At 69.1% G+C, this 22,499-nt stretch carries 14 protein-coding genes and 1 pseudogene; 7 read left to right on the top strand and 8 right to left on the bottom strand.

Translation table 11 applies throughout. The features are described from left to right. Positions 1-8 precede the first annotated feature (8 nt). A complete protein-coding gene (gene pbpC / locus B7P44_RS26450) occupies positions 9-2,249 on the bottom strand; it encodes a penicillin-binding protein 1C (RefSeq protein ID WP_084908875.1) in 2,241 nt (746 codons plus the stop codon). Positions 2,250-2,256: 7 nt separating this feature from the next. Beyond that, positions 2,257-8,328 (bottom strand): alpha-2-macroglobulin family protein, encoded by a 6,072-nt coding sequence (locus B7P44_RS26445; protein WP_084908874.1) that lies wholly within the window; start codon positions 8,326-8,328, stop codon positions 2,257-2,259. 301 nt (positions 8,329-8,629) lie between these two features. On the opposite strand from B7P44_RS26445, the gene B7P44_RS26440 reads away from it, so the two are divergent. The 5 genes from B7P44_RS26440 (at position 8,630) to B7P44_RS26420 (ending at position 13,778) form a co-directional block, all read left to right on the top strand. After that, positions 8,630-9,133, top strand: coding sequence for a sugar dehydrogenase complex small subunit (locus B7P44_RS26440; RefSeq protein WP_084908873.1), 504 nt, complete (start codon positions 8,630-8,632; stop codon positions 9,131-9,133). Then, positions 9,133-10,746, top strand: coding sequence for a GMC family oxidoreductase (locus B7P44_RS26435; protein WP_084908872.1), 1,614 nt, complete (start codon positions 9,133-9,135; stop codon positions 10,744-10,746). The genes B7P44_RS26440 and B7P44_RS26435 overlap by 1 nt, the downstream gene beginning before the upstream one ends. Before the next feature lie 2 nt (positions 10,747-10,748). After that, positions 10,749-12,026 (top strand): cytochrome c, encoded by a 1,278-nt coding sequence (locus B7P44_RS26430; RefSeq protein WP_084908871.1) that lies wholly within the window; start codon positions 10,749-10,751, stop codon positions 12,024-12,026. Between the two features lie 172 nt (positions 12,027-12,198). Next, positions 12,199-12,618 (top strand): DoxX family protein, encoded by a 420-nt coding sequence (locus B7P44_RS26425; RefSeq protein WP_084910036.1) that lies wholly within the window; start codon positions 12,199-12,201, stop codon positions 12,616-12,618. 83 nt (positions 12,619-12,701) lie between these two features. After that, complete coding sequence (locus tag B7P44_RS26420; protein ID WP_088511531.1) at positions 12,702-13,778, top strand: porin; 1,077 nt, start codon at positions 12,702-12,704, stop codon at positions 13,776-13,778. 74 nt (positions 13,779-13,852) lie between these two features. Here B7P44_RS26420 and B7P44_RS26415 read toward each other — a convergent pair whose 3' ends face one another. Further along, a complete protein-coding gene (locus B7P44_RS26415; RefSeq protein ID WP_084908869.1) occupies positions 13,853-15,166 on the bottom strand; it encodes an MFS transporter in 1,314 nt (437 codons plus the stop codon). A gap of 41 nt (positions 15,167-15,207) precedes the next feature. Next, a complete protein-coding gene (locus B7P44_RS26410; protein WP_084908868.1) occupies positions 15,208-16,389 on the bottom strand; it encodes a M20 aminoacylase family protein in 1,182 nt (393 codons plus the stop codon). A 177-nt stretch (positions 16,390-16,566) separates the two neighbouring features. Here B7P44_RS26410 and B7P44_RS26405 point away from each other — a divergent pair, with 177 nt between their 5' ends. Further along, a complete protein-coding gene (locus B7P44_RS26405) occupies positions 16,567-17,469 on the top strand; it encodes a LysR substrate-binding domain-containing protein (protein WP_084908867.1) in 903 nt (300 codons plus the stop codon). 184 nt (positions 17,470-17,653) lie between these two features. Next, complete coding sequence (gene ppnP, locus B7P44_RS26400; protein WP_059752168.1) at positions 17,654-17,974, top strand: pyrimidine/purine nucleoside phosphorylase; 321 nt, start codon at positions 17,654-17,656, stop codon at positions 17,972-17,974. Between the two features lie 101 nt (positions 17,975-18,075). Here ppnP and B7P44_RS26395 read toward each other — a convergent pair whose 3' ends face one another. From B7P44_RS26395 to B7P44_RS26380, 4 genes and pseudogenes are all read right to left on the bottom strand, one after another. After that, positions 18,076-18,420, bottom strand: coding sequence for a hypothetical protein (locus B7P44_RS26395; RefSeq protein ID WP_084908866.1), 345 nt, complete (start codon positions 18,418-18,420; stop codon positions 18,076-18,078). Positions 18,421-18,798: 378 nt separating this feature from the next. After that, positions 18,799-20,521, bottom strand: a pseudogene (locus B7P44_RS26390) (chloride channel protein). Positions 20,522-20,538: 17 nt separating this feature from the next. Then, the gene (locus B7P44_RS26385) at positions 20,539-20,952 is read right to left on the bottom strand and encodes a MarR family winged helix-turn-helix transcriptional regulator (RefSeq protein WP_084908865.1); all 414 of its coding nucleotides are present in this window, start codon (positions 20,950-20,952) and stop codon (positions 20,539-20,541) included. Positions 20,953-21,061: 109 nt separating this feature from the next. Continuing rightward, positions 21,062-22,267, bottom strand: a complete 1,206-nt coding sequence (locus B7P44_RS26380; RefSeq protein WP_084908864.1) for an HPP family protein — start codon at positions 22,265-22,267, stop codon at positions 21,062-21,064. Positions 22,268-22,499 lie beyond the last annotated feature (232 nt).

The raw sequence follows: 22,499 nt of genomic DNA, 5'->3' as shown, positions 1-22,499 counted from the left end.
TGCCGCCCTTACGGCCGGCGCGCCCCCGGCTTCGCGAACGCGCCCCGCACTTCGAACCCGATCGTATCGGCGACATTCCCGCGCGCATCGACCAGTTCGAGCCGGTGCCGCCCCGGCCACGGCATCCACGCGACGCGGTCCGCGTGCCCGATCACCTTGTCGTCGAGCCGCCACGAAAACTTCGCCGCGCGGCCCGCGGTGCGCTCGAACCAGACCCGCTGGTTCTTCGGCGGAATGTCCGGATCGATCGCGAAGATCGTCCCGTCGGTCGGCGCGCCGATCGTCAGCGGCGCGCGCGGCCCGTCCTTGCCGGCCGTGACGGGCGCGGCGAGCCGGATCGTATCGACCGCGGTGCCGGCGAGAAACCATTCGCCGCGCGCCGGCTCGAGATCGCGCTCGAACGTGATGCGGCGCTGCTCGACGCCGGCGGGAGCACGCGGCGCGCGGCTCGCGAGATCGCGATGCAGGTAGCCGACGACCGCCGACCAGACCGGGGCCGAGCCGGTCACGCCCGAGATGTCCCACATCGGCGAGCCGTCCGCGTTGCCGACCCAGACGCCGACCGTGTAGCGCGACGTATACCCGACGGCCCAGTTGTCGCGCATGTCCTTGCTGGTGCCGGTCTTGACCGCCGAGAAGAAACGCGTCGCGAGCGGGTTGTCGAAGCCGAACGTGCGCACGCGCGCGTTGTTGTCGGCGAGGATGTCGGTGACGACGAAGCTCGCCGCCTCGCTGAACACGCGCGTGCCGTCGGGCGCGCGCGCCGGTGCCGATGCGGACGAAGCCGGCGCCGGCAGGTCGATGGCCTTGCGCGCGACGCCGCCGTTCGCGAGCGCGCGATACGCGTTGGTCAGCGACAGCAGCGTGACGTCCGCGCTGCCGAGCGCGAGGCTGAAGCCGTAGTAGTCGCCTTCCTGCGTGAGCGGCAGCCCGAGCGCGGTCAGCGTGCGCGCGAAGCGGTGCGGCGTCACGAGCACGAGCGTGCGCACGGCCGGCACGTTGAGCGATCCGCCGAGCGCGCTGCGCACGCTCACCCAGCCCTTGAATTCCTTGTCGTAGTTCTGCGGAATGTACAGGCCGCCACCCGTGGCGAGGTTGATCGGCGCGTCGTCGAGCAACGATGCGGCGGTCAGCCGCTTCTCGTCGATCGCCTGCGCATACAGGAACGGCTTGAGCGTCGAGCCGGCCTGGCGCGGCGCGAGCACGGCGTCGACGTCGCGCGCGCCCGACAGCGCGCCGGACGAGCCGACCCACGCGCGGATCTCGCCGCTCGCGTTGTCGATCACGACCACCGCGCCGTCCTGCACGTTGCGTCGATGGGCGGGGGCATTGAGCTCGGTCAGCGCGCGGGTCAGCGTGTCGCGTGCGAAGCGCTGCAGCGGCGCGTCGAGCGTCGAGCGGACCTGCGCGCCCGCGCCCGGCTTCACCTCGGCCGCGATGCGCCGCGCGAAATGCGGCGCGAGCGCCGCGCCGTCGTCGCGTGCGGCGCTTGGCGGGCGCGCGGTCACGAGCTGCACGTAGCCGTCGAGCGATGCGCACTGCTGCGCGGCTTGCATGTCGCGCAGGATGCGGCACGCGCGCTCGGCGACTTTCGCGGCGTTCGCGTTGGGCGCGCGCACGAGCGCGGCGGCGACCGCGGACTCGCGCACGTCGAGCCCGGACGGCGCCTTGCCGAACAGCACCCGCGACATCGCGTCGAGCCCGATCGTCTCGCCGCGGAACGGCACGAGGTTCAGGTAGGCCTCGAGGATCTGGTCCTTGCGCCAGCCGCGTTCGAGCAGCAGCGCGTTCATCGCCTGCGTGGCCTTCTGCGGCAGCGAGCGCTGGCCCGAGCGGCGCGGCGAATCGCTGAGCAGGCCGGCGAGCTGCATCGTCACGGTCGACGCGCCCCGCGTGCGCTCGTTCCACAGGTTGCCCCATGCGGCGCCCGCGATGCCGCGCCAGTCGACGCCGCTATGTTCGTAGAAGCGCCGGTCCTCGGACACGACGATCGCCTCGCGGAACGCGGGCGACACGTCGCCGAGCGCGACCCAGTCGCCGCGCCGTTCGGCGAGATCGACGCGGGTGCGCTGCAGCGGGGTGCCGTCGCGGGCGAGCAGCACCCAGTCGGAGCTGCGCCAGCGGTGGCGCACGTCGTCGTAGGACGGCAGCGCGTGCGCGACGAGCGGGGCCGCGAGCAGCACGGCGACGAAGAGGCGGCCGGCAGTACCGGCGATATGCGCCGGCCGGGGTGAAGCGAATCCCTTCATCGCGCGTTCACGGCTTGCCGGCGTCGGCCGGCTTGACGGTCACCGGCGGATTCGGCCACAGCCCGTACACCGACGGCGCGTACAGCGCCTCGACGCGCGTCGGCGGCAGCCCGAACGTGCCGACGTTGTTCAGCCGCACCGTGTATTCGACCGACAGCTTGCCCTTCGGCACATAGTCGTAATACGCGCGATAGCCGTCGAAGTCGCGTTCGATGAAGGCGGGCCAGGCGCCGTCGGCGGTCTTCTCGCCCTGCGTCGCCGCCTCGGAGTCGCGGCCGAGGCCGGAGCCGAGGATCGTCGCGCCGGACGGAATCGGATCGTTGACGACCACCCACGTCATGTCGCTCTGCGCGTCGATGTCGAGGTGCACCCGCACCACGTCGCCGCGGGTCAGCACGCCCTTGACCGCGGGCGACACCGGCGTGACCGTCTTCGTGATCCGGTAGCCTGCCGCGAACGGCGCGCGCAGCGGCACCGCGGCGAGGCTTTCGATCGCCGCCCACGGGCGGCCGGTGCCGTTCTGCGCGACGCTGAGCGTGCCCGGCTGGGCGGCGCGCGGCCACGGCAGCATCACGCTGCGCGCGGCGGCTGCGCGGGTGGCCGGGGTCGCCGACGCCGGGACGGCCGAGGCGGCCGGCGCTGCCGATGCAGCCGATGCAGCCGATGCAGCCGGCGACGACGACCACGCGATCGAGCGCTCGTCGCCGCCGAGCGTCACCTTCGTCGTGCCGCTGACGGGCGTGCTCTCGTAGACGCGCGAGAAACGCTCGACCGCGAGCAGGCCGAGCGCGTTCGACGTCGTCGTCTGCCACGCGCCCTGGCGCTGCAGCGCGAGCAGGCCGGACGTCACGCGCGGCATCTCGTCCTTCCACGCCGGGTCGCCCGCGAATTCCAGCGCGAGCCGCGCGGCGTTGGTCTCGTTGCTCGTCATCAGCCACCACAGGTCGTCGTCGCGCGCGGTCGAGAACACGAGTTGCGTGCCCTGGTAGGTGAGCCGCGCGCGCAGGATCTGCTCGACCTGCGCGCGTTTCTCGTCGCGCTGCGGGATGTCCTTCACGCGCGTCAGGATCGCGTGATAGTCGATCACGGCCGACGTCGGCCACTGGTTCGGCGCGATCTCGAGCGAGCCGAGCATCCGGCCCTGCGCCGCGCCGTAGCGCGACAGCGCCTCGATCGCGGCGAGCTTGCGCAGGTCGCGGTCCTGGCGGGGCGCCCACGTGTCGCGCTGGATGCGGCCTTCGACGAAGCGCCCGAGACCGGCTTCGAGCTGCGCGCGCACGTCTTCGGGCAGCGCGAAGCGCGGGTCGAGGCGGCTCGCTTCATCCGACAGCACGAGCAGGTACGACGTCAGCGTCGGGCTGCCGTAGTGCGAATCGTCGGAGCGCGGCGGGAAATAGCTCGCGAGCCCGTCGCTGTCCAGATAGACCGGCATGCGCGCGGTCAGCGCCTGCCATTGCGCGGGATCGCGCAGCCCGATCGCGCGCGACGCCTGCTGTTCGAGGCAGCTGTACGGGTAGTGCTGGAACCAGCGCCGCACGCCCGGCAGGCCGTCGGCCAGCTTCGATTGCAGCGACACGGCGATGCCGCCGCGCGGCGCGCCTTGCGCGTTCGGGGCCGCGCCGGCCGGCGGCGCGACGGGCAGCGCGAGCGTGCCGTCGACCTGCGCGAGCGTCGCCTGCTGCACGGTGACCGGCAGCGCGGGCACGACCTTCTGCACGACCGCGAGCGCGTCGGCCGCGCGTGCGCCGCCTTGCTCGGCCGCCTCGATGCGCCAGTTCAGCGCGCCGCTCGCATCGAGCGCCTGCTCGGGCACGGTGATCGTCCACGCGACTTCGCCGGCGCCGTTCGGCGCGAGGGAAACGGTTTGCGGCGCGATGTCGAGGCCGGTCACGCGCGGCGTGACGACGACCCGCATCGTGCGCTCGGTCGTATTGCGCAGCGTGACCTGCGCGCGGAATGCGTCGCCTTCGCGCACCAGCGGCGGCAGGCCGGAGATCAGCTGCAGGTCCTGCGTGCTGCGGATCGACGTGCTGCCGGTGCCGAAGCGGTCGGGGCCGACCGCCGCGATCGCGACGATCCGGAAGCGGGTCAGCGCATCGTTGAGCGGCACCTCGACGGTTGCGCTGCCGTTCGCGTCGAGCGTCACGCGTGGATTCCACAGCAGCAGCGTGTCGAACAGCTCGCGGGTCGGCGCGCTGCCGCCGCCGCCGCCGGCCGGCACGGCCTTGCGGCCGAAGTGGCGGCGGCCGACGATCTCCATCTGCGCGGTGGCGGTCTCGACGCCGTATGCGCGTCGCCGCAGCATCGCGTCGAGCAGGTCCCAGCTGTTGTTGGGCATCAGTTCGAGCAGCGCCTCGTCGACGGCCGCGATCGCGACCTGCGTGCCGGCCGGCGCGGGCCGGCCGCCCGGCAGCGTGACCTTCACGTGCGCCTGCGCCTTGCCGCGCACGGTGTAGCGGGTCGCGTCGGTCGTGACCGTCACGCCGAGCCGGTGCGCGCCCGTGCCGACCTTGATCTCGCCGAGGCCGTAGCGGAACGCGGGCTTCGACAGGTCGACGAACGCGGTCGGCGCTTCATAGTGACGGCCTTCGCGCCAGAACGCGCGCGCCCATTCGAGCGGCGCCTTCCAGCCCCACGTGAAGAACGAGTACCACGGCACCTCGCGAATCCGGCCGCGCAGCGCGAGCACCGACACGTAGACGTTCGGCCCCCACGTGTCGCCGACCTTCAGGTCGACCGTCGGGTTCTTGCCGCTCAGCTCGACGATGTGCGTCTCCATCACGCCGCCGCGCTCGACCGCGACGAGCGCGGTCGCGTAGCGGAACGGCATCCGCACCTGGAAGCGGGCGGTTTCGCCCGGTTCGTACGAAGTCTTCTCCGGAATCACGTCGATCCGATCGGTGTTGTCGCCGCCGAACCAGAGCTCGTCCTCGCGCGTGACCCACACCGACGTCGACGCGTTGGACGTGCGTCCGTCACCGTCCTTCGCGACCGCGATCAGCTGCACGTTGCCGGCCTGTTCGAGCGTCGCGTCGCACGACATGCGGCCCTTGTCGTCGGTCTTGCCCGAGCACAGCACGCCGAGGTCGCGCGTGTCGCTCTGGTTGTCGTACGCGTAGAAGCCGCCGACCATGCGCTTGCGCGACGTCGTCGTGATGCGCGCGACGCCCTTGATCTCGATCGGCACCGACGCGCGCGGCTTGCCCTGCAGGTCGACGGCGAGCGCCTGCACGGGCACCCGCTGGCCGACCGATACCCAGCGGCCCGCCTTGATGCCCGCGACCACCGCGGCCGGCCACAGCATCGCGTCGCCGCGGATCGTCTGGACCTCGCCGTTCGGATCGGCGAAGGTCGCTTCGAGCGCGACGCGCTTCGGCGCGTCGACGGCAGGCAGCCCCTTGAGCGTGACCGAGCCCGCGCCGTTGTGGTCGAGCGTCAGAGGCAGCTTGTCGGCGATCAGCCTGGTCGCGTCGGGATCGTTGCTTGCGCTGCCCGATGCGTTGTCGCCGTCCTGCTCGTCGTCGGCGGCCGTCGCGTCGCTGGTCTCCGGGCGGTACGACGAGAAGCTGAACTCGGAATAGGTATCGGCGAACGGCGGGGACGCCCATTTCATCAGCGCCGACACCTGCACCGGCAGGTTCGACGCGCCGCCGCCCGACACGTAGTCGATCTGCACCGCGAGCGGCGCTTCCTTCGCGGCGATGAGCGGGCTCTTCTGCGCGTCGCGCGCGCCGATCGTGCCCTTGAGGACGGGCAGGCGGAACGCCTCGACCCGGAAGCTGCCGCTGTAGTAGCTGGCGGTCGGCGCATCCTCGGGGCCGCCTTCGAGCTCGACGCTGTATTCGCCGAGCTTCGCGGCCGGCGGCAGCGTGAAGCGGGTGTCGGCGCTATGGTCGGCGGCCCAGCTCAGCGGCAGCTTGTACGTCTGCCCGCTGCCGAGATGGCGGATCGTCACGCGGGTCGGGTATTGCGACGGGAACGCGAGGCTCTGCAGCGTTTCCCGGCGCAGGAAGTGCTTCATCGACACGGTTTCGCCCGCGCGCAGCAGCGTGCGGTCGAACACGGTGTGCGCGCGCATGGTCGGCTCGCTGCCCATGTCGGTCGGCACGTTGAAGCGCCACGCCTCGATGCCCCGGTTCCAGTTCGAGCTGACGAACGCCATGTCGGGGCCGGTCTTCGGATCGTCGACGCGGGCCGACACGAAGTAGTCGTCGAAGCGCTCGGCCGTCTGGCATTCGTGCTTCGGCTCGAACGGCGTGTCGATCTTCAGCAGGCCCTGCGCGTCGGTCTTGCCGGCGGCGATCTCGTCGCCGTTGCAGTCGGACACGCGCACCTGCGCGTTCGGCACCGGCTTGCCCTTGTCGAGCGTGGTGACCCAGACCAGGCTGTTCTCGCGGCCCTGCTTCAGGTGCACGCCGAGATTGGTGACGAGCACCGCGGTGCGCACGTACATGCTCGACGGCTTCGCGAGCAGCGAGCGGCCGAGCGCCGGCGACGCGAGCTCGAGCACGTAGAAGCCGGGCTTGTCGATCGGCACGCCGACGGTCTCGAACGGTCGCAGCGTCTTCGGATCGGCCTTCGGCAGCGTCAGCGTCTGCGTGCCGGACTCGCCCTTGAGCAGCGACAGCGAACGCACGTCGATGCGGCGGTCCTTCGGCGCGGGCGGGCGTTCGCCTGCCGCGAGCGGCACGTAGACGGGATGCTGCCCGCCGCGCCGGAGCAGGCCGGGGACTTGCTCGTCGATCCCCTCGACGGTCATCGACCAGTTGTCGAACCGCTCGACGCGCCGCATCCACTGGCGGATCGACGTGTCGTTCTCGACTTTCAGGTTCGAGAATTGCGCGCCGCCGGCGTTCAGGCCCGCGATGTGCAGGTCGGCCTCGACGTTGCGCAGCGTGACCGGCACGAGCGCCGGCATGCCGGGCTCGGCGAAGCGCTCGACGATGCCGAAGGTGCCCGACGAGAATTTCGCGAGCGGCGGCATCGGCGCGGTGCGCGTCGCGAGCGGGAACAGGTCGGCGTTGCTCAGCGTGCGCCCGGTGACGTCGCGCAGGTCCGACGGCAGCTCGATCGTCAGCGCGGCGTGCTCGGGCAGCGGCGGGTTGAACGTGACGGTCGTTACCTCCTCGCTCTTGTCGTCCGCCGCGAAGTTCGGCGCCTGCGTGCCGTCCGGGCTGCGCAGCCGGATCGCTTCGGCGCTCTTGCGCGCGATCGGTGCATTGAACGAGAGCGTCAGCGGCCGCAGCGGCGTGCACGGCGCCTTCGCGTTTTCGCGTTCGCAAGAGAAGCTCGCGGCGAACGGCGCGCGCACGGTGAAATCGAAACGCCGCTCGGTGTCGTTCGCGATGCCGCTCGGGCTGGCAACGCCCTTGCCGTATACCAGCTGCATCTTCGCGCTCGACGGCAGCGCCTGCGCGCACGACAGCGTCAGCACCCGCGCGGCGTCCTGCTTCAGGTCGAAGTGATCGAGCAGCGCCTTGCGCGTGTCCGCGTCGGCGTTCGCGACGGGGATGCGGTTGCCGATGCCGGTCGCCTCGCACCAGATGTTCGCGAGCGCCGAGCGCTCTTCGGCGGGGCCGTTCAGCTTGATCACGAACACCTGCCGTTCCTCGATCTCGCGCGAGCCGGGCCGCACCGACACCGGGAACGGGCCGCCCGTCTGGAACGTGAAGCGGCGCGGGCCGCTGGCCGCGTTGCCCGCGACCGAGCGCAGCCCGTCGTTGAGCGCGACCGCGCAGCGCACGCCGGGCGGCAGGTCGTTCTCGAAGTCGTAGACCCAGGTCTTGTCGTCGAGCCAGCGGCCCTGGCCGCGCCCGGCGACCGAATCGTTGCAGGTCATGCGCGCGGGATTCGGCGCGGACGCCGAACCGAACGCGACCATCGGTTCGTCGAACTTGACGACGGCCTGCCGCACCTCGGCGACGGTGCCTTGCGGCGACACGCTCACTGTGCGCGCGGCGTCGGCCTGCAGCGACAGCACCGCGGCGGCCCCGAGCGCCGCGACGGCGCCGGTGCGCCAGAGCCATCGCGTGATGGTTTGAAAGGTTTTGTTGTGCTTGGTGTCGTCGCGCTGCTTCATCGCTCGATTGCCCTCGGGGGAAGCGTTCTGTTTGATTGGACGCGATTCTAACCGACCGGCATGACCGCCCATCCGTCCGACGGATGTCGCCGGCGCGCGACACGAGGCGGGGCATCGCGGACTTGTCGTGTCGGCGACACAAAAATCCGGCGAAATTTCGATTGTGTCGGATTGCGGAACATTTCATGGACTATAAAAAGATTGTCCGATCCGATTTGTGCGCGTACATTTCAGGCCCGCGCCAAAGTTTGAGAAATATCAAGAGTGGTTTTCCCGAATCTGGCGTCAGAGAGAAGGAAGCATGCACAACGACAACACTCCCCATCCGCGTCGCGCAGGTGACGCCGCCGCCGGCCTCACGCGGCGCCAATGGCTGCAGGGCGCGCTCGCGCTGACTGCCGCGGGCCTCACCGGCTCGCTCGCGCTGAAGGCGCTGGCCGACAACCCGGCCGCCGCGCCGCTCGATACGTTCATGACGCTGTCCGAATCGCTGACCGGCAAGCAAGGCCTGAACCGCGTGATCGGCGAGCGCCTGCTGCAGGCGCTGCAGAAGGGTTCGTTCAAGACGGCCGACAGCCTGTCGCAACTCGCCGGCGCGCTGTCCGCGGGCACGCTGAGCCCCGACCAGGAGAAGCTCGCGCTCGCGATTCTTGAAGCGTGGTATCTCGGCATCGTCGACAACGTCGTCATTACTTACGAAGAAGCACTAATGTTCGGCGTTGTGTCGGATACGCTCGTAATCCGCTCGTATTGCCCCAACAAACCCGGCTTCTGGGCCGACAAACCGATCGAGAGGCAAGCCTGATGGCCGATACACAACAAGCCGACGTCGTCGTCGTCGGGTCGGGCGTCGCGGGCGCGATCGTCGCGCATCAGCTCGCGATGGCGGGCAAGTCGGTGATCCTGCTGGAAGCCGGCCCGCGCATGCCGCGCTGGGAAATCGTCGAGCGCTTCCGCAACCAGGCGGACAAGATGGACTTCATGGCGCCGTACCCGTCGAGCCCGTGGGCGCCGCATCCGGAGTACGGCCCGCCGAACGACTACCTGATCCTGAAGGGCGAGCACAAGTTCAACTCGCAGTACATCCGCGCGGTGGGTGGCACGACGTGGCACTGGGCCGCGTCCGCATGGCGCTTCATCCCGAACGACTTCAAGCTGAAGACCGTGTACGGCGTCGGCCGCGACTGGCCGATCCAGTACGACGATCTCGAGCACTACTACCAGCGCGCCGAGGAAGAGCTCGGCGTGTGGGGCCCGGGCCCCGAGGAAGACCTGTACTCGCCGCGCAAGGAGCCGTATCCGATGCCGCCGCTGCCGCTGTCGTACAACGAGAAGACGATCAAGACGGCGCTCAACAACCACGATCCGAAGTACCACGTGGTGACCGAGCCGGTTGCGCGCAACAGCCGCCCGTACGACGGCCGGCCGACCTGTTGCGGCAACAACAACTGCATGCCGATCTGCCCGATCGGCGCGATGTACAACGGCATCGTGCACGTCGAGAAGGCGGAGCAGGCCGGCGCGAAGCTGATCGAGAACGCGGTCGTCTACAAGCTGGAAACCGGCGCGAACAAGCGCATCGTCGCGGCGATCTACAAGGACAAGACGGGCGCCGACCACCGCGTCGAAGGCAAGTTCTTCGTGATCGCGGCGAACGGCATCGAGACGCCGAAGATCCTGCTGATGTCCGCGAACCGCGATTTCCCGAAAGGCGTCGCGAACAGCTCCGACATGGTCGGCCGCAACCTGATGGACCACCCGGGCACGGGCGTGTCGTTCTACGCGAGCGAGAAGCTGTGGCCGGGCCGCGGCCCGCAGGAAATGACGTCGCTGATCGGCTTCCGCGACGGCCCGTTCCGCGCGACCGAGGCGGGGAAGAAGATCCACCTGTCGAACATCTCGCGGGTCGACCAGGAAACGCAGAAGATCTTCAAGGCCGGCAAGCTGCTGAAGCACGACGAACTCGATGCGCAGATCCGCGACCGTTCCGCGCGCTACGTGCAGTTCGACTGCTTCCACGAAATCCTGCCGCAGCCGGAGAACCGCATCGTGCCGAGCAAGACGGCGACCGACGCGATCGGCATCCCGCGCCCGGAGATCACCTATGCGATCGACGACTACGTGAAGCGCGGCGCGGTGCATACGCGCGAGGTCTACGCGACCGCCGCGCAGGTGCTGGGCGGCACGGACGTCGTGTTCAACGACGAGTTCGCGCCGAACAACCACATCACCGGCGCGACGATCATGGGCGCGGATGCGCGCGATTCGGTCGTCGACAAGGACTGCCGCACGTTCGACCATCCGAACCTGTTCATTTCGAGCAGTGCAACGATGCCGACCGTCGGCACGGTGAACGTGACGCTGACGATCGCTGCGCTCGCGCTGCGGATGTCCGACCAGCTGAAGAAGGAAGTCTGACCGTGCTGAAACATACTCTCTCCTTCCTCCTGGCCGGCTGCCTCGCGTTGCCCGGCCTGACCCGCGCGGCCGACGCCGCCGACGCGGCGCTCGCCAAGCGCGGCGAATACCTGTCAGTCGCGGGCGACTGCATGGCCTGCCACACCGCGAAGGGCGGCAAGCCGTTCGCGGGCGGGCTCGGAATGCCGGTGCCGCTGCTCGGCAAGATCTACACGAGCAACATCACGCCCGATCCGGACACCGGCATCGGCAACTGGACGCTCGAGGACTTCGAGCGCGCGGTGCGCCACGGCGAGTCGAAGCATGTCGGCAATCTGTATCCGGCGATGCCGTACGTGTCGTACGCGAAGGTCAGCGACGACGACGTGAAGGCGCTGTACGCGTACTTCATGCACGGCGTCGAGCCGGTCAAGCAGGCGCCGCCGAAGAACGAGATCCCCGCGCTGCTCGGCATGCGCTGGCCGCTGAAGATCTGGAACTGGCTGTTCCTGAAGGACGGCGCGTACCAGCCGAAGCCGTCGCAGAGCGTCGAATGGAACCGCGGCGCGTATCTCGTGCAGGGCCTTGCGCACTGCAGCACGTGCCACACGCCGCGCGGCATCGCGATGCAGGAGAAGTCGCTCGACGAGACGGGCGGCAGCTTCCTGTCGGGCTCGGTGCTCGCGGGCTGGGACGGCTACAACATCACGTCGGACCCGAACGCGGGGATCGGCGGCTGGACGCAGCCGCAACTCGTCCAGTACCTGCGCACCGGCAGCGTGCCGGGCGTCGCGCAGGCGGCCGGCCCGATGGCCGAGGCGGTCGAGCACAGCTTCTCGAAGATGACCGACGCGGACATCGGCGCGATCGCGACATACATCCGCACCGTGCCGGCGGTCGCCGACAGCAGCGTCAAGCAGCCGCGCTCCACGTGGGGCAAGCCCGCCGAGGACGGCCTGCGCCTGCGCGGCGTCGCGCTCGCGTCGTCGGGCATCGATCCGGCGCGCCTGTACCTCGGCAACTGCGCGAGCTGCCACCAGATGCAGGGCAAGGGCACGCCGGACGGCTACTATCCGTCGCTGTTCCATAACTCGACGGTGGGCGCGCCGAATCCGTCCAACCTCGTGCAGGTGATCCTGAACGGCGTGCAGCGCAAGGCCGGCAGCGAGGACGTCGGGATGCCCGCGTTCCGCCACGAGCTGTCGGATGCGCAGATCGCCGCGCTCGCCAACTACCTGACCGGGCAGTTCGGCAATCCGGCGGCGAAGGTGACCGAGCAGGACGTCGCGAAACTGCGCTGAGCGGCGCGCGACGACAGCGCTCGGACTTTCTCGAGAGGAGGGCGCGCAGCACATCGGGCGGCGCCCCGATGCGAGGTGGTTGAGCGGGACGGGCGACGCGCGTCGCCGTCCGTCCTGGTTCATTGACACGCCGATGCGCGGCCGCCGCGCATCGCATTCGTTGATCGACATCATGACACCGAGACAATCCTTTCTCGCGTCCCAGCGCGATGTGCTGCTGTTGCTTGCCCGCATCCTGATCGTTATCCTGTTCATCCTGTTCGGCTGGCCGAAGCTGATGCATTTCTCCGGCACGATCGCGTACATGGGCAGCATAGGCGCCCCGGCGCCGATCATCTCGGCGGCGATCGCCGTCGTGATGGAGCTGGTCGTCGCCATCGCGCTGCTGGTCGGCTTCCTGACGCGTCCGCTCGCGCTGCTGCTGGGGCTCTACACGATCGGCGCCGCGTTCATCGGGCACCGCTACTGGACGATGACGGGCGGCGAACAGATGAACAACATGATTCATTTCTACAAGAACATCGCAATCACCGGCGGCCTGCTCGCGCTTTGCGCGGCCGGCCCCGGACGCTTTTCGATCGATCGCGGCTGACCGGGCGCGCGCATGGGGCGCGCGTCGTAGGGTCGAGACTTCGAGGGGGCAATACCTTGCAATTCAAACAAATCGCATTGCTGATGGCGGCGGCCGTGCCCGCGGCCGCAAGCGCGCAGACGAGCGTCACGCTGTATGGCCGGGTCGACGGCGGCGTCGAGTACCTGAACCACATCGCGACGCCGAACGGCAGCAAGTCGCGCTTCAGCGCCGAGGGCGGCGACTGGGGCACCAGCATGTTCGGCCTGAAGGGCGTCGAGGATCTCGGCGGCGGGCTGTCGACGGTCTTCAACCTGGAGACGGCGTTCCAGGTGATGAACGGCACGACGGGCGGCGGGCGGATGTGGTCGCGGCGCGCGTATGTCGGCCTGAAGAGCAATACTTGGGGCCAGCTGCAGGCCGGCCGCAACCTGTTCATCGACAGCGACGGCGTGTGGGAATTCGACCCGTTCGTGCAGCAGGCGTTTTCGTCGGCGTCGCTCGTGCGCGGCCGCAACTGGCAGCAGACCAGCAACAACATCGAATATCACAGCCCGGTGATCGGCGGTTTCGACGTGCAGGCGCAGTATGCGTTCGGCAACCAGTCGCGCGGCTTCAACTACGGCGCGCCCGGCGACTTCGGCCGCTCGGACGGGATCATGATCTCGTACCACTCGCCGTTGCTCGACGTGCGCGGGATGTATGACGAGCTGCGTGACAGCAACGGCAAGTTCAGCAACATCTTCTCGAGCTCGCGCGAATACTTCGTCGGCGCGAACGTGAAGGTGTCGCAGTTCAAGATCCAGGGCGCGTATACGCATTACCAGGCGCCGGACAGCCCGGCCGGCGTCCCCGATCGCGCCGATCACTACTGGCTCGGCGCGACCTGGATCGCGAATCCGCAATGGGCGGTGACGGGCGGCGGCTATTACGTGAAGGTCGGCGACGGCAACGCGGATGCGTCGCACGATCCGTCGGGCCACGCGATGATGTACGTGCTCGGCACGACGTACAACCTGTCGAAGCGCACGTTCCTGTACGGCACCGTCGCGTACGTGCGCAACGGCGGCAATTCGAACTTCTCGCTGCTGGCGACGCCGCGCGACGCGACGCCGAGTACGAGCCCGTTGGCGGGCGAGTCGCAGACGGGCGCGTATGTCGGGATGATGCATACGTTCTGACCGCGCGGGACGCAAGCGATACGCAAAAGGGCTTCGGCAGTGGATGCCGAAGCCCTTTTTTCATGTGCGGCGCATCAGTCGAGCGCCTTCCCCGCCTTCTCGTCCATGCACCGCAGCGCCAGCAGCGTCAGCACCCCACAGCCGATCGCATACCATGCGGGTGCATGCGGATTGCCGGTCGCCGCAATGAGCCACGTCACGAAGAACTGCGCGAATCCGCCGAAGATCGCGACGCCGACGCTGTACACGAGCGCGCCGCCGGTCGCCCGCACCGCGCGCGGGAACAGTTCGCCGAGCATCGCGCCGGTCGCGCCGATGTTGATCGAATGCACGACGGACAGCGCGGCGATGATCGACAGCAGCGACGTGGCGCCCGGCCAGCGGTTCAGCGCGACGAACGCCGGATAGATCGCGAGCATCAGCGCGATGCGCGTCCACCAGACGATCCGGTTGCGCCCGTAGACGTCCGACAGGTAGCCGCCGAGCGGCGTGACGACCATAAGGATCGCGCCCGCGACGCAGCCGGCCGTCATCGACAGCCAGCTCGGCAGATGCAGCACCTGCACGCCGTAGATCGCCATGTAGAACACGATGATGTAGTGGATCGACGTGCCGCCGATCGTCACGCCGAGACCGGCGAACACGGCCTTGCCGTGATGGCGCAGCACGTCCGCGAGCGGCAGCGACGCGACGTGCTCCCGCTGCGCGGGCGCCGCGGCCGGCGCTTCCTCGACGGTGCGGCGCAGCCAGTAGCCGAGCGGCACGAACAGCGTGCCGATCACGAACGGCACGCGCCAGCCCCAGCTTTCGAGCTGCGCGGCGGAGAGCATCGACGTGAGCGCGACGCCGGTCAGCGCGCCCGCGAGCGCGGCAAGCCCCTGGCTCGAGAACTGGAACGACGCGTAGAACCCGCGGCGGTGCTGCGGCGCCTGTTCGAGCAGGAGCGTCGTCGACGCGCCGACCTCGCCGCCCGACGCGAAACCCTGCAGCAGGCGCGCGGCCACGAGCAGCAAGGGCGCTGCGATGCCGACCTGCGCGTAGGTCGGCGCGACCGCGATCGTCGCGGTGCCGAGCGCCATCAGCAGCAGCGTCGCGATCATCGCCTTCTTGCGGCCGACGCGATCCGCGTACATGCCGATCACGAGGCCGCCGAGCGGACGCGTGACGAAGCCGACGCCGAAGCTGGCCACGGCGAGCATCAGCTGGCCGAACGACGAATGCACCGGAAAGAACAGCTTGCCGATCAGGATCGCGAAGAAGCTGTAGACGGTGAAATCGTAGAACTCGAGCGCGTTGCCGACCGCGGCGGCGGCGATCAGGCGGCGCTTTTTCGCGGCGGCGCGCGCGTCGGCCGGCGCGCCGGCGAGAGCAAGAGCGGACGTTTCCATGCAAATCCCCGATGAGCGCGAGCGCGCGTGATGAAGGACCGTCAGGCCGCGAGCCAGGCTTCGGCCAGGCGGACCCAGTAGCTCGCGCCGATCGCGAGGATGTCGTCGTTGAAGTCGTAGCCGGGGTTGTGCACCATGCAGCCGCCCTTGCTGCCGGTGCCGTTGCCGATGAACGCGTAGCAGCCGGGGCGCGCTTCGAGCATGTACGCGAAATCCTCGCTGCCCATCAGCGGCGCCGTGTCGGCGTCGACGCGTTCCGCGCCGAGCATGCGGCGCGCGACGTCGGTCGCGAACGCGGTCGGTTCCGGATGATTGACGAGCACCGGGTAGCCGTAGTGGTAGTCGACCTCGGCCGTCACGCCGAAACTTTCGGCCTGGCCCTTCGCGAGCGCGTCGATGCGGCGCGCGAGCAGCGCGCGCACGTCTGCGTCCAGCGCGCGCACCGACAGTTTCATCACGACCGTCTCGGGAATGATGTTGAACGTCTCGCCGGCCTGCACGCTGCCGACCGTGATCACGGCCGCCTGCTGCGCGTCGACCTCGCGCGCGACGATCGTCTGCAGCGCGACCATGATGCTGCCTGCCGCCGACATCGGGTCGCGCGCGAAGTGCGGCATCGCGCCGTGGCCGCCGACGCCGCGCAGCGTGATCGTCACGCGGTCGGCGGACGCCATCGCCGCGCCCGCGCGGAACGCCATGTCGCCGGCCGGACGGCCCGGCATGTTGTGGATCGCGAAGATCGCATCGCACGGGAAGCGGTCGAACAGGCCGTCGTCCATCATCGCCTGCGCGCCGCCGAAGTTTTCCTCGGCCGGCTGGAAGATCAGGTTCAGCGTGCCGGAAAACTGGCGCGTCGCCGCGAGATGGCGCGCCGCGCACAGCAGCATCGCGGTGTGGCCGTCATGGCCGCACGCATGCATCTTGTTCGCGTGGCGGCTCGCGTACGGCAGGCCGGTGGCTTCGGCGAGCGGCAGCGCGTCCATGTCGGCGCGCAGGCCGATCGTGCGCGTGCCTTGCCCTTCGCGCAGCACGCCGACGACGCCCGTCTTGCCGAGGCCGCGGTGGACCTCGTAGCCCCAGCCGCCCAGCAGTTCGGCGACGAGATCGCTCGTCAGCGTTTCCTCGAACGCCAGTTCGGGATGGGCGTGGATGCGGCGGCGCACGTCGATCAGGTCGGGCGCAATTGCGGCGATGCCGGGGATGACGGGGTTCGCAGGCTGCATGGTGTCTCCGGTGGGGTGGGGGCTTTTGACGCGCATATGACGTCGAAGCATATGAATTTCTTTCGCCTACCAGAAGCTGATAAATTGCTTTGGTGCTCACCGCCGGTTGCCGCTAGGGAACACCCTGAGATCGAATGCCGGGCCCGGTGTCCGGGTTTCCACGGATCACGCATCGCCATGAAATATCATCAGTTGAAAGCGTTCGTCACCGTCGCGGACGAGGGCAGCATCCGCGCGGCCGCGCGCCGTCTCAACGTGTCGCCGGCCGCGCTGACCAAGGCGGTCAAGGAACTGGAGCTCGCGCTCGGCGTATCGCTCGTCGTGCGCACCGCGCGCGGCGTGCAGCTGACCGGCTTCGGCCAGCAGCTCCAGGTGCGCGCGCGGCTGATCGTCGCCGAGATGCAGCGGGCGCGCGACGACATCGAGCAGGCGCAGGGCGCGACCACGGGTTCGGTGGCGGCGGCCATCACGCCGGCCGCCGCGGTGACGATCCTGCCCGATGCATTCTGCGCGTTCCGGCGGCGTTTTCCGGTTGCGCGCGTGAGTTTCATCGAAGGCTTCCCGGGCGTCGCGCTGCCGCGGCTGCACGACGGCTCGCTCGATTTCGCGGTGGCGGTGGTCGTGCCCGAGCTGCTGGCGGCGGAGTTCGATCACGCGGAGCTGTATGCGAGCCGCTCGCTGATCGTCGCGCGCAACGGGCATCCGCTCGCGTCGGCGACGTCGCTCGCCGAGCTCGTCGACGCCGACTGGCTGATGAACCCGTCGCCGGAAAGCTCGACGCAGGCGCTGTTCAACTGCTTCGTCGCGCACGGTTTGCCGGTGCCGTCGCGCATCGTCGAGTGCCCGAGCTTCGGGCTCGCACATAGCCTGATGATGGGTTCCGACCTGCTTGCGGCGATGCCGGAGCAACTGCTCGACGTGGACTGGGCGCGCGACCGGCTCGTAGTGCTGCCGATCCGCGACCGGCTGCCGGCGGTGTCGGTGCAGGTGGTGACGCGCCGCGACAGTCCGCTCACGCCGGCGGCATCGATGCTGCTCGATTGCCTGCGCGATTCGGCGCGCAGGCAAGGGTTGCGGTGAACGGGCCGTTCATGAGTCAACGCAGATTGCCAAGCAATCCTCAGAATTCGGATCGCATGATGAACGGCGGCCCGGCGCAATTTCCGTGCGCGGCCGGCGAGCCGGTATCATAGCGGCCGGCCGGCGGCACCGGCCGATTTCCAATCCATCGCCAACTTTCAGATCCAGCAACCAGAGGCGTCACATGACCAGTGCAACCCAATTCGACAACGTGTCGGTCGTCAAGCGTGCCAATGTCTACTTCGACGGCAAGTGCGTATCGCATACCGTGCTGTTTCCGGACGGCACGCGCAAGACGCTCGGCGTGATCCTGCCGTGCGCGCTCAACTTCGGCACGGACGCGCCCGAATTGATGGAAGTGCAGGCCGGCAAGTGCCGCGTGAAGCTCGACGGCAGCGACGCATGGCAGACCTACGGCGCGGGCGAGTCGTTCTCGGTGCCGGGCAAGAGCCGTTTCGACATCGACGTGCTCGAAACGCTCGACTACGTCTGCAGCTATCTGTGACGACGTCGGCGCGCACGGCGCGCCGGACGTTCAATGAACGAGCCCCGCGCGATGCGGGGCTCGTTGTTTGGCGGACCGCGCGAGGTTGTCCGCCGGACGCATTACAGGCAGGTGTTGATGTCGCCTGCGGCATCGGCGCCCGCGCCGCTGCCGGCGCGGAAGCCGACCCAGGTCTTCGCGCCTGCGGCCTGGGCCGGGCGCACCAGCGCGGCCGCGCCGTTCGGCGGTTGCTGGCCCGGCGCGTAGACGTCGGTCGCGAGGCCATTCGCGAGCACGTTCTGCGAGACGACCTGTTGCTGGGATTTGTCTGCCCAGGTTTTCGCGATGCAGGCCGAGACTTCCTGAGCCGGTTTCTGGCTTTGCCCCACGTTTTGCACGGCGGACGACGGATCGGCCGCGTGAGCGGAAATTGCGACGGTCAGTGCGATGAGCGGTAGGTATTTCACGTTATCTCCCTTGGGTCGTGATTGATTGAGTGGGATGCGCAGCAGAACTGCACAAGTGAGATTGCGCAGTGCGGACCGGGTTCAAGCAATTCCGCAACAAGATGTTAAGGCGCTTGCCAAACCGCGGATCCGGTGCTGTGACGCATGCGACGCCGTGCGTCGCGTGGTCGTCCCGCTGCCCGAGCGTGTGATGGGTGAAAGGTCGCCGCGTGCGGCATTCGTGCGAATGCCGCGCGTCGACTCGTTATCGTGGGATGGATGAAGACAGGCCCCGTCGCATGGGGCTCATGATGACAAACTTTCGCAGATCGAACTGTCAAGCAACTTCAAATGCGCGGTCGCACATGGGTGCGCCGCGCCGCGCGGGAATCGTGCGCGTCAACCCGCCTTGCGCGCGTTGGCCGGCACGATCGGGCGGAAGCGCTCGCGCTTGTGTTCCTCGTCGAAGTGCTGGAGCGCCGGCTTGATCAGGTCGCTGCGCGACACGAGGCCGGTCATGCGCAGCGACTGCGCGTCGTCGACGACCGGCAGCCGCTCGAGGCCGTGCACCGCGAGACGCGTCGCGACGAGGCGGCACGTTTCATGCGCGAGCGCGACCACGGGCGCGCGATCGGCCAGCACGTCCGCGATCGACGACGCCGAGCAGGCGGCCGTCCTTCACGACCGGGTACGCGCGGTGCGTCTGCTGCGCGCCGAAGTACTTTGCGTCGACCTCCGCGAGCGTCGTCGCAGCATCGATCGCGACGATCGCATCGGCGCGCGTCATCACCTCGGCGACGTCGTGCCGCTCGAGCGGATCGACGCCGTATTCGCGATAGATGTGATAGCCGCGGCGCGCGATCTTCTCGGTCATGATCGAACGCTTCATCACGACGGTCGCGAAGCCGTGCGCGACGAGCGTCGCCGCGAGCAGCGGCAGCAGCGCGTTGGTGTCGTGCGTGAGGCCGAACGCGAACACGATCGCCGTGAGCGGCGCGCCGAGCGTCGCGCCCAGCGTCGCGGCCATGCAGACGAGCGGCCACAGCGCCGGGTCGCCGCCCGGCAGCACCGGCGAGAGCACGGTGCCGAGCCCCGCGCCGAGCATCAGCAGCGGCGCGAGCACGCCGCCCGACGTGCCGGAGCCGAGCGCGATCACCCACATCACCGCCTTGACGACCAGCAGCGCGAGCGCGATCTGCAGCGCGATGTGCTGATGCAGCAGGTCGCCGATCACGTCGTAGCCGACGCCGAGCGCGCGCGGCTGCAGCCAGCCGCCGACGCCGATCACGATCGCGCCGAGCGCGGGCCACCACATCCAGTGCACGGGCAGTTTCGCGAACGCATCCTCGACGCGGTAGAGCGCGGCAGACAGCCCGCACGCGAGCATCCCGGACAGCAGGCCCGCGACCACGCACGACAGCAGCGCGACCGGCGACGGCGCGGCGGTCGTCAGCGGAAACAGCGGCTCGACGCCGAAGAACACCGCGCGCGCGAAGCCGGCGACGGCGCACGCGAGCGCGACCGGCAGGAAACTGCGCGGGCGCCATTCGAACAGCAGCAGCTCGACCGCGAGCAGCACCGCGGCGACCGGCGTGCCGAACACGGCGGTCATGCCGGCCGCCGCGCCGGCGACGAGCAGCGTCTTGCGCTCCGCGGCGGTGACCTTCACGCACTGCGCGATCAGCGAGCCGAGCGCGCCGCCCGTCATGATGATCGGCCCCTCGGCACCGAACGGGCCGCCGCTGCCGATCACGACGCCGGACGACAGCGGCTTCAGGATCGCGACCTTCGGCGACATGCGGCTCTTGCCGAACAGGATCGCCTCGATCGCCTCGGGGATGCCGTGGCCGCGGATCTTCTCCGAACCGAAGCGCGCCATCATCCCGACGATCAGCCCGCCGATCACCGGCACCGCGATCACCCACGCGCCGAGCGTGTTGCCCGCCGGCGAATGGTCGGCGAACGAGAACCGCTGGAAGAAGAACAGGTTCGTGAACAGGTGGATCAGGCTCAACAGGACGAACGCCGCGAGCGTGCTGAGCACGCCGATCACGGCGGCAAGCAGCGCTATCCTGGGCAGGCGGTCGTTGGTCGCGAAATCGCGTTTGTGTGGGGCGTTCATCGTGTCGGACGTCGGAGTCAGTAATCGAGTTGGGGAACCTGGAATGCACCCTTGAGCGATTTCAGCTCGGTGCGGTGCATGGCCGCGAGGCGCGCGAGCAGGGTGTCGCCGGCGGCTTCGAGATGGACCTCGACCTGACGGCGGTCGGTCTCGCTCGGCTTGCGCTTCACGAGCCCGAGCGCCTCGCAGCGCGACACGAGCGCGACGACGCCGTGATGCTGCGCCTGCAGACGTTCCGCGAGCTCGCCGATGGTCGCCCATTCGCGCTGCGGATAGCCCTTGATGTGCAGCAGCAACAGGTATTGCAGCGGCGTCACGCCTTCGCTTTGCGCGGCGCGTTCGGAGAAGCGCTCGAAGCGGCGCATCTGGTAGCGGAATTCGGAAAGCTGCTCGAAGTCGGACTTGTGCAGTGCGCGTCGGGTGTCGGTCATCGTCGTAGAGAAGGAAAAACGGTAGCGCGAATATATATCAAAACATGATATAAAAGCACGAATTACACCAGCGGCGCCAGCGCGGAACGTGCCGCGCGGCGGCGTCAGGTCATGCGGCTTCGAGCATCTGCGTCTGCTGGTACAGGCCCGTGACGAGGTCGGTCTGCGTGATGATGCCGACGAGCCGGCGCGATGCGTCGACGACCGGAATGTGGTGGTGGCCCGAGTGCGTGAACAGCGGCACGAGCGCCGTGAGCGGCAGCGTTTGCGGCACCGACGCGACGTCGCGGCTCATCACCGTGTCGACGCTCGCGGGCTGGCCGCCGATCGATTCCGGCAGGCGCGCGGACAGGCGCTGCCACAGCGCCGTCGGGCGACGCATATAGCGCGTCAGGTCGGCGCGGGTGACGATGCCGACCAGCCGGCGGTCCGCATCGACGACGGGCAGCGCCTTCACGCGATGGCGGTCGAGCAGCGTGAGCGCGGCCGTCACCGACGTCGACGGCGCGATGCTGATCGCGCGTTTCGTCATCAGGTCGGCGCAGGTGAGCTGGCCGAACGTGCGCGCGTAGGCCTGCAGCTCGGTTTCGCGCAGCAGCGCTTCGAGATCGTCCGGATCGACGTCGAGCCATTCGCTGCGGCGCTTGAGCACCGCGTCGAGATCCTCGCGCGTAAAGCCGCCGTGGCCCCCGTGGCCCCCGTGGCCGCCGCTTGCGCGCGCCGGCGCGCCGGCCGCCTGCGGCTTCGCGTCGGGCCGCACGCCGCCGTGCGGATAGCGGTGGCCCGTCAGCGCGTGGTAGACGAGCGCCGCCGACAGCAGGATCGCCGATTGCAGCGCGATCGGCTCGAGCACGAAGCCGAAGCCGAGCTTGTGGATCGCCGGCCCGCCGAGCACGGCCGTCAGCGCGACCGCGCCCGACGGCGGGTGCACGCAGCGCAGCGCGAACATGCCGCCGATCGCGCATGCGACCGCCACCGCGGCGGCCGTGATCGGATCGGCGATCCACTGCGCGCACGCGACGCCGACCGTCGCCGCGACCAGGTTGCCGCCGATGATCGACCACGGCTGCGCCAGCGGGCTCGCGGGCACCGCGAACAGCAGCACCGCCGACGCGCCCATCGGCGCGACCAGCAGCGGCACGAGCCCCGGCACGCCGGGCACCACCTGCATCGTGAAGCCGACCGTCGCGATGCCGACCAGCGCGCCAGCGCACGAGCGCAGGCGCTCGCGCCAGCCGAGGGTCATCGGAAGAGGGGTGAAGCTGTGCAGCCATTGCCGCAACGTGCGGCGGGACGTGGAGGAGCCGGACGACATGGAACGTATGAAGAAAGAAGCGGGCGATGCGCGCGTGTCGGGGTGCGGCATTATATCGCGTTGTGATATAAGTTGGCGCGCTGCATCACGGTGTCGTGGGCGCGCGACCGGCGAGACTTTCGGAAAGCTTTCGTTGGATGAAAACTTCGGGCGCAGCAGCGCACATTTGTCTGCAGCGGCGTACAATTCCGCCCACCGATTTCCCCGAACGTCCTGACCACGCACGCGATGC

The sequence above is a fragment of the Burkholderia ubonensis subsp. mesacidophila genome (assembly GCF_002097715.1).
GTDB lineage: Bacteria > Pseudomonadota > Gammaproteobacteria > Burkholderiales > Burkholderiaceae > Burkholderia > Burkholderia mesacidophila.
The sequence above is the reverse complement of the archived record's forward strand: the minus strand, read 5'-3'. Positions and strand labels throughout refer to the sequence as shown.

What these genes read in the sequence shown, in the direction of transcription:
- ppnP (WP_059752168.1), top strand. Translation starts at nt 17,654, where the DNA reads ATGACCAGTGCAACCCAATTCGACAACGTGTCGGTCGTCAAGCGTGCC.
- B7P44_RS26405 (WP_084908867.1), top strand. Translation starts at nt 16,567, where the DNA reads ATGAAATATCATCAGTTGAAAGCGTTCGTCACCGTCGCGGACGAGGGC.
- B7P44_RS26415 (WP_084908869.1), bottom strand. Translation starts at nt 15,166, where the DNA reads ATGGAAACGTCCGCTCTTGCTCTCGCCGGCGCGCCGGCCGACGCGCGC.
- B7P44_RS26410 (WP_084908868.1), bottom strand. Translation starts at nt 16,389, where the DNA reads ATGCAGCCTGCGAACCCCGTCATCCCCGGCATCGCCGCAATTGCGCCC.
- B7P44_RS26440 (WP_084908873.1), top strand. Translation starts at nt 8,630, where the DNA reads ATGCACAACGACAACACTCCCCATCCGCGTCGCGCAGGTGACGCCGCC.
- B7P44_RS26445 (WP_084908874.1), bottom strand. Translation starts at nt 8,328, where the DNA reads ATGAAGCAGCGCGACGACACCAAGCACAACAAAACCTTTCAAACCATC.
- pbpC (WP_084908875.1), bottom strand. Translation starts at nt 2,249, where the DNA reads ATGAAGGGATTCGCTTCACCCCGGCCGGCGCATATCGCCGGTACTGCC.
- B7P44_RS26380 (WP_084908864.1), bottom strand. Translation starts at nt 22,267, where the DNA reads ATGTCGTCCGGCTCCTCCACGTCCCGCCGCACGTTGCGGCAATGGCTG.
- B7P44_RS26435 (WP_084908872.1), top strand. Translation starts at nt 9,133, where the DNA reads ATGGCCGATACACAACAAGCCGACGTCGTCGTCGTCGGGTCGGGCGTC.
- B7P44_RS26420 (WP_088511531.1), top strand. Translation starts at nt 12,702, where the DNA reads ATGGCGGCGGCCGTGCCCGCGGCCGCAAGCGCGCAGACGAGCGTCACG.
- B7P44_RS26385 (WP_084908865.1), bottom strand. Translation starts at nt 20,952, where the DNA reads ATGACCGACACCCGACGCGCACTGCACAAGTCCGACTTCGAGCAGCTT.
- B7P44_RS26425 (WP_084910036.1), top strand. Translation starts at nt 12,199, where the DNA reads ATGACACCGAGACAATCCTTTCTCGCGTCCCAGCGCGATGTGCTGCTG.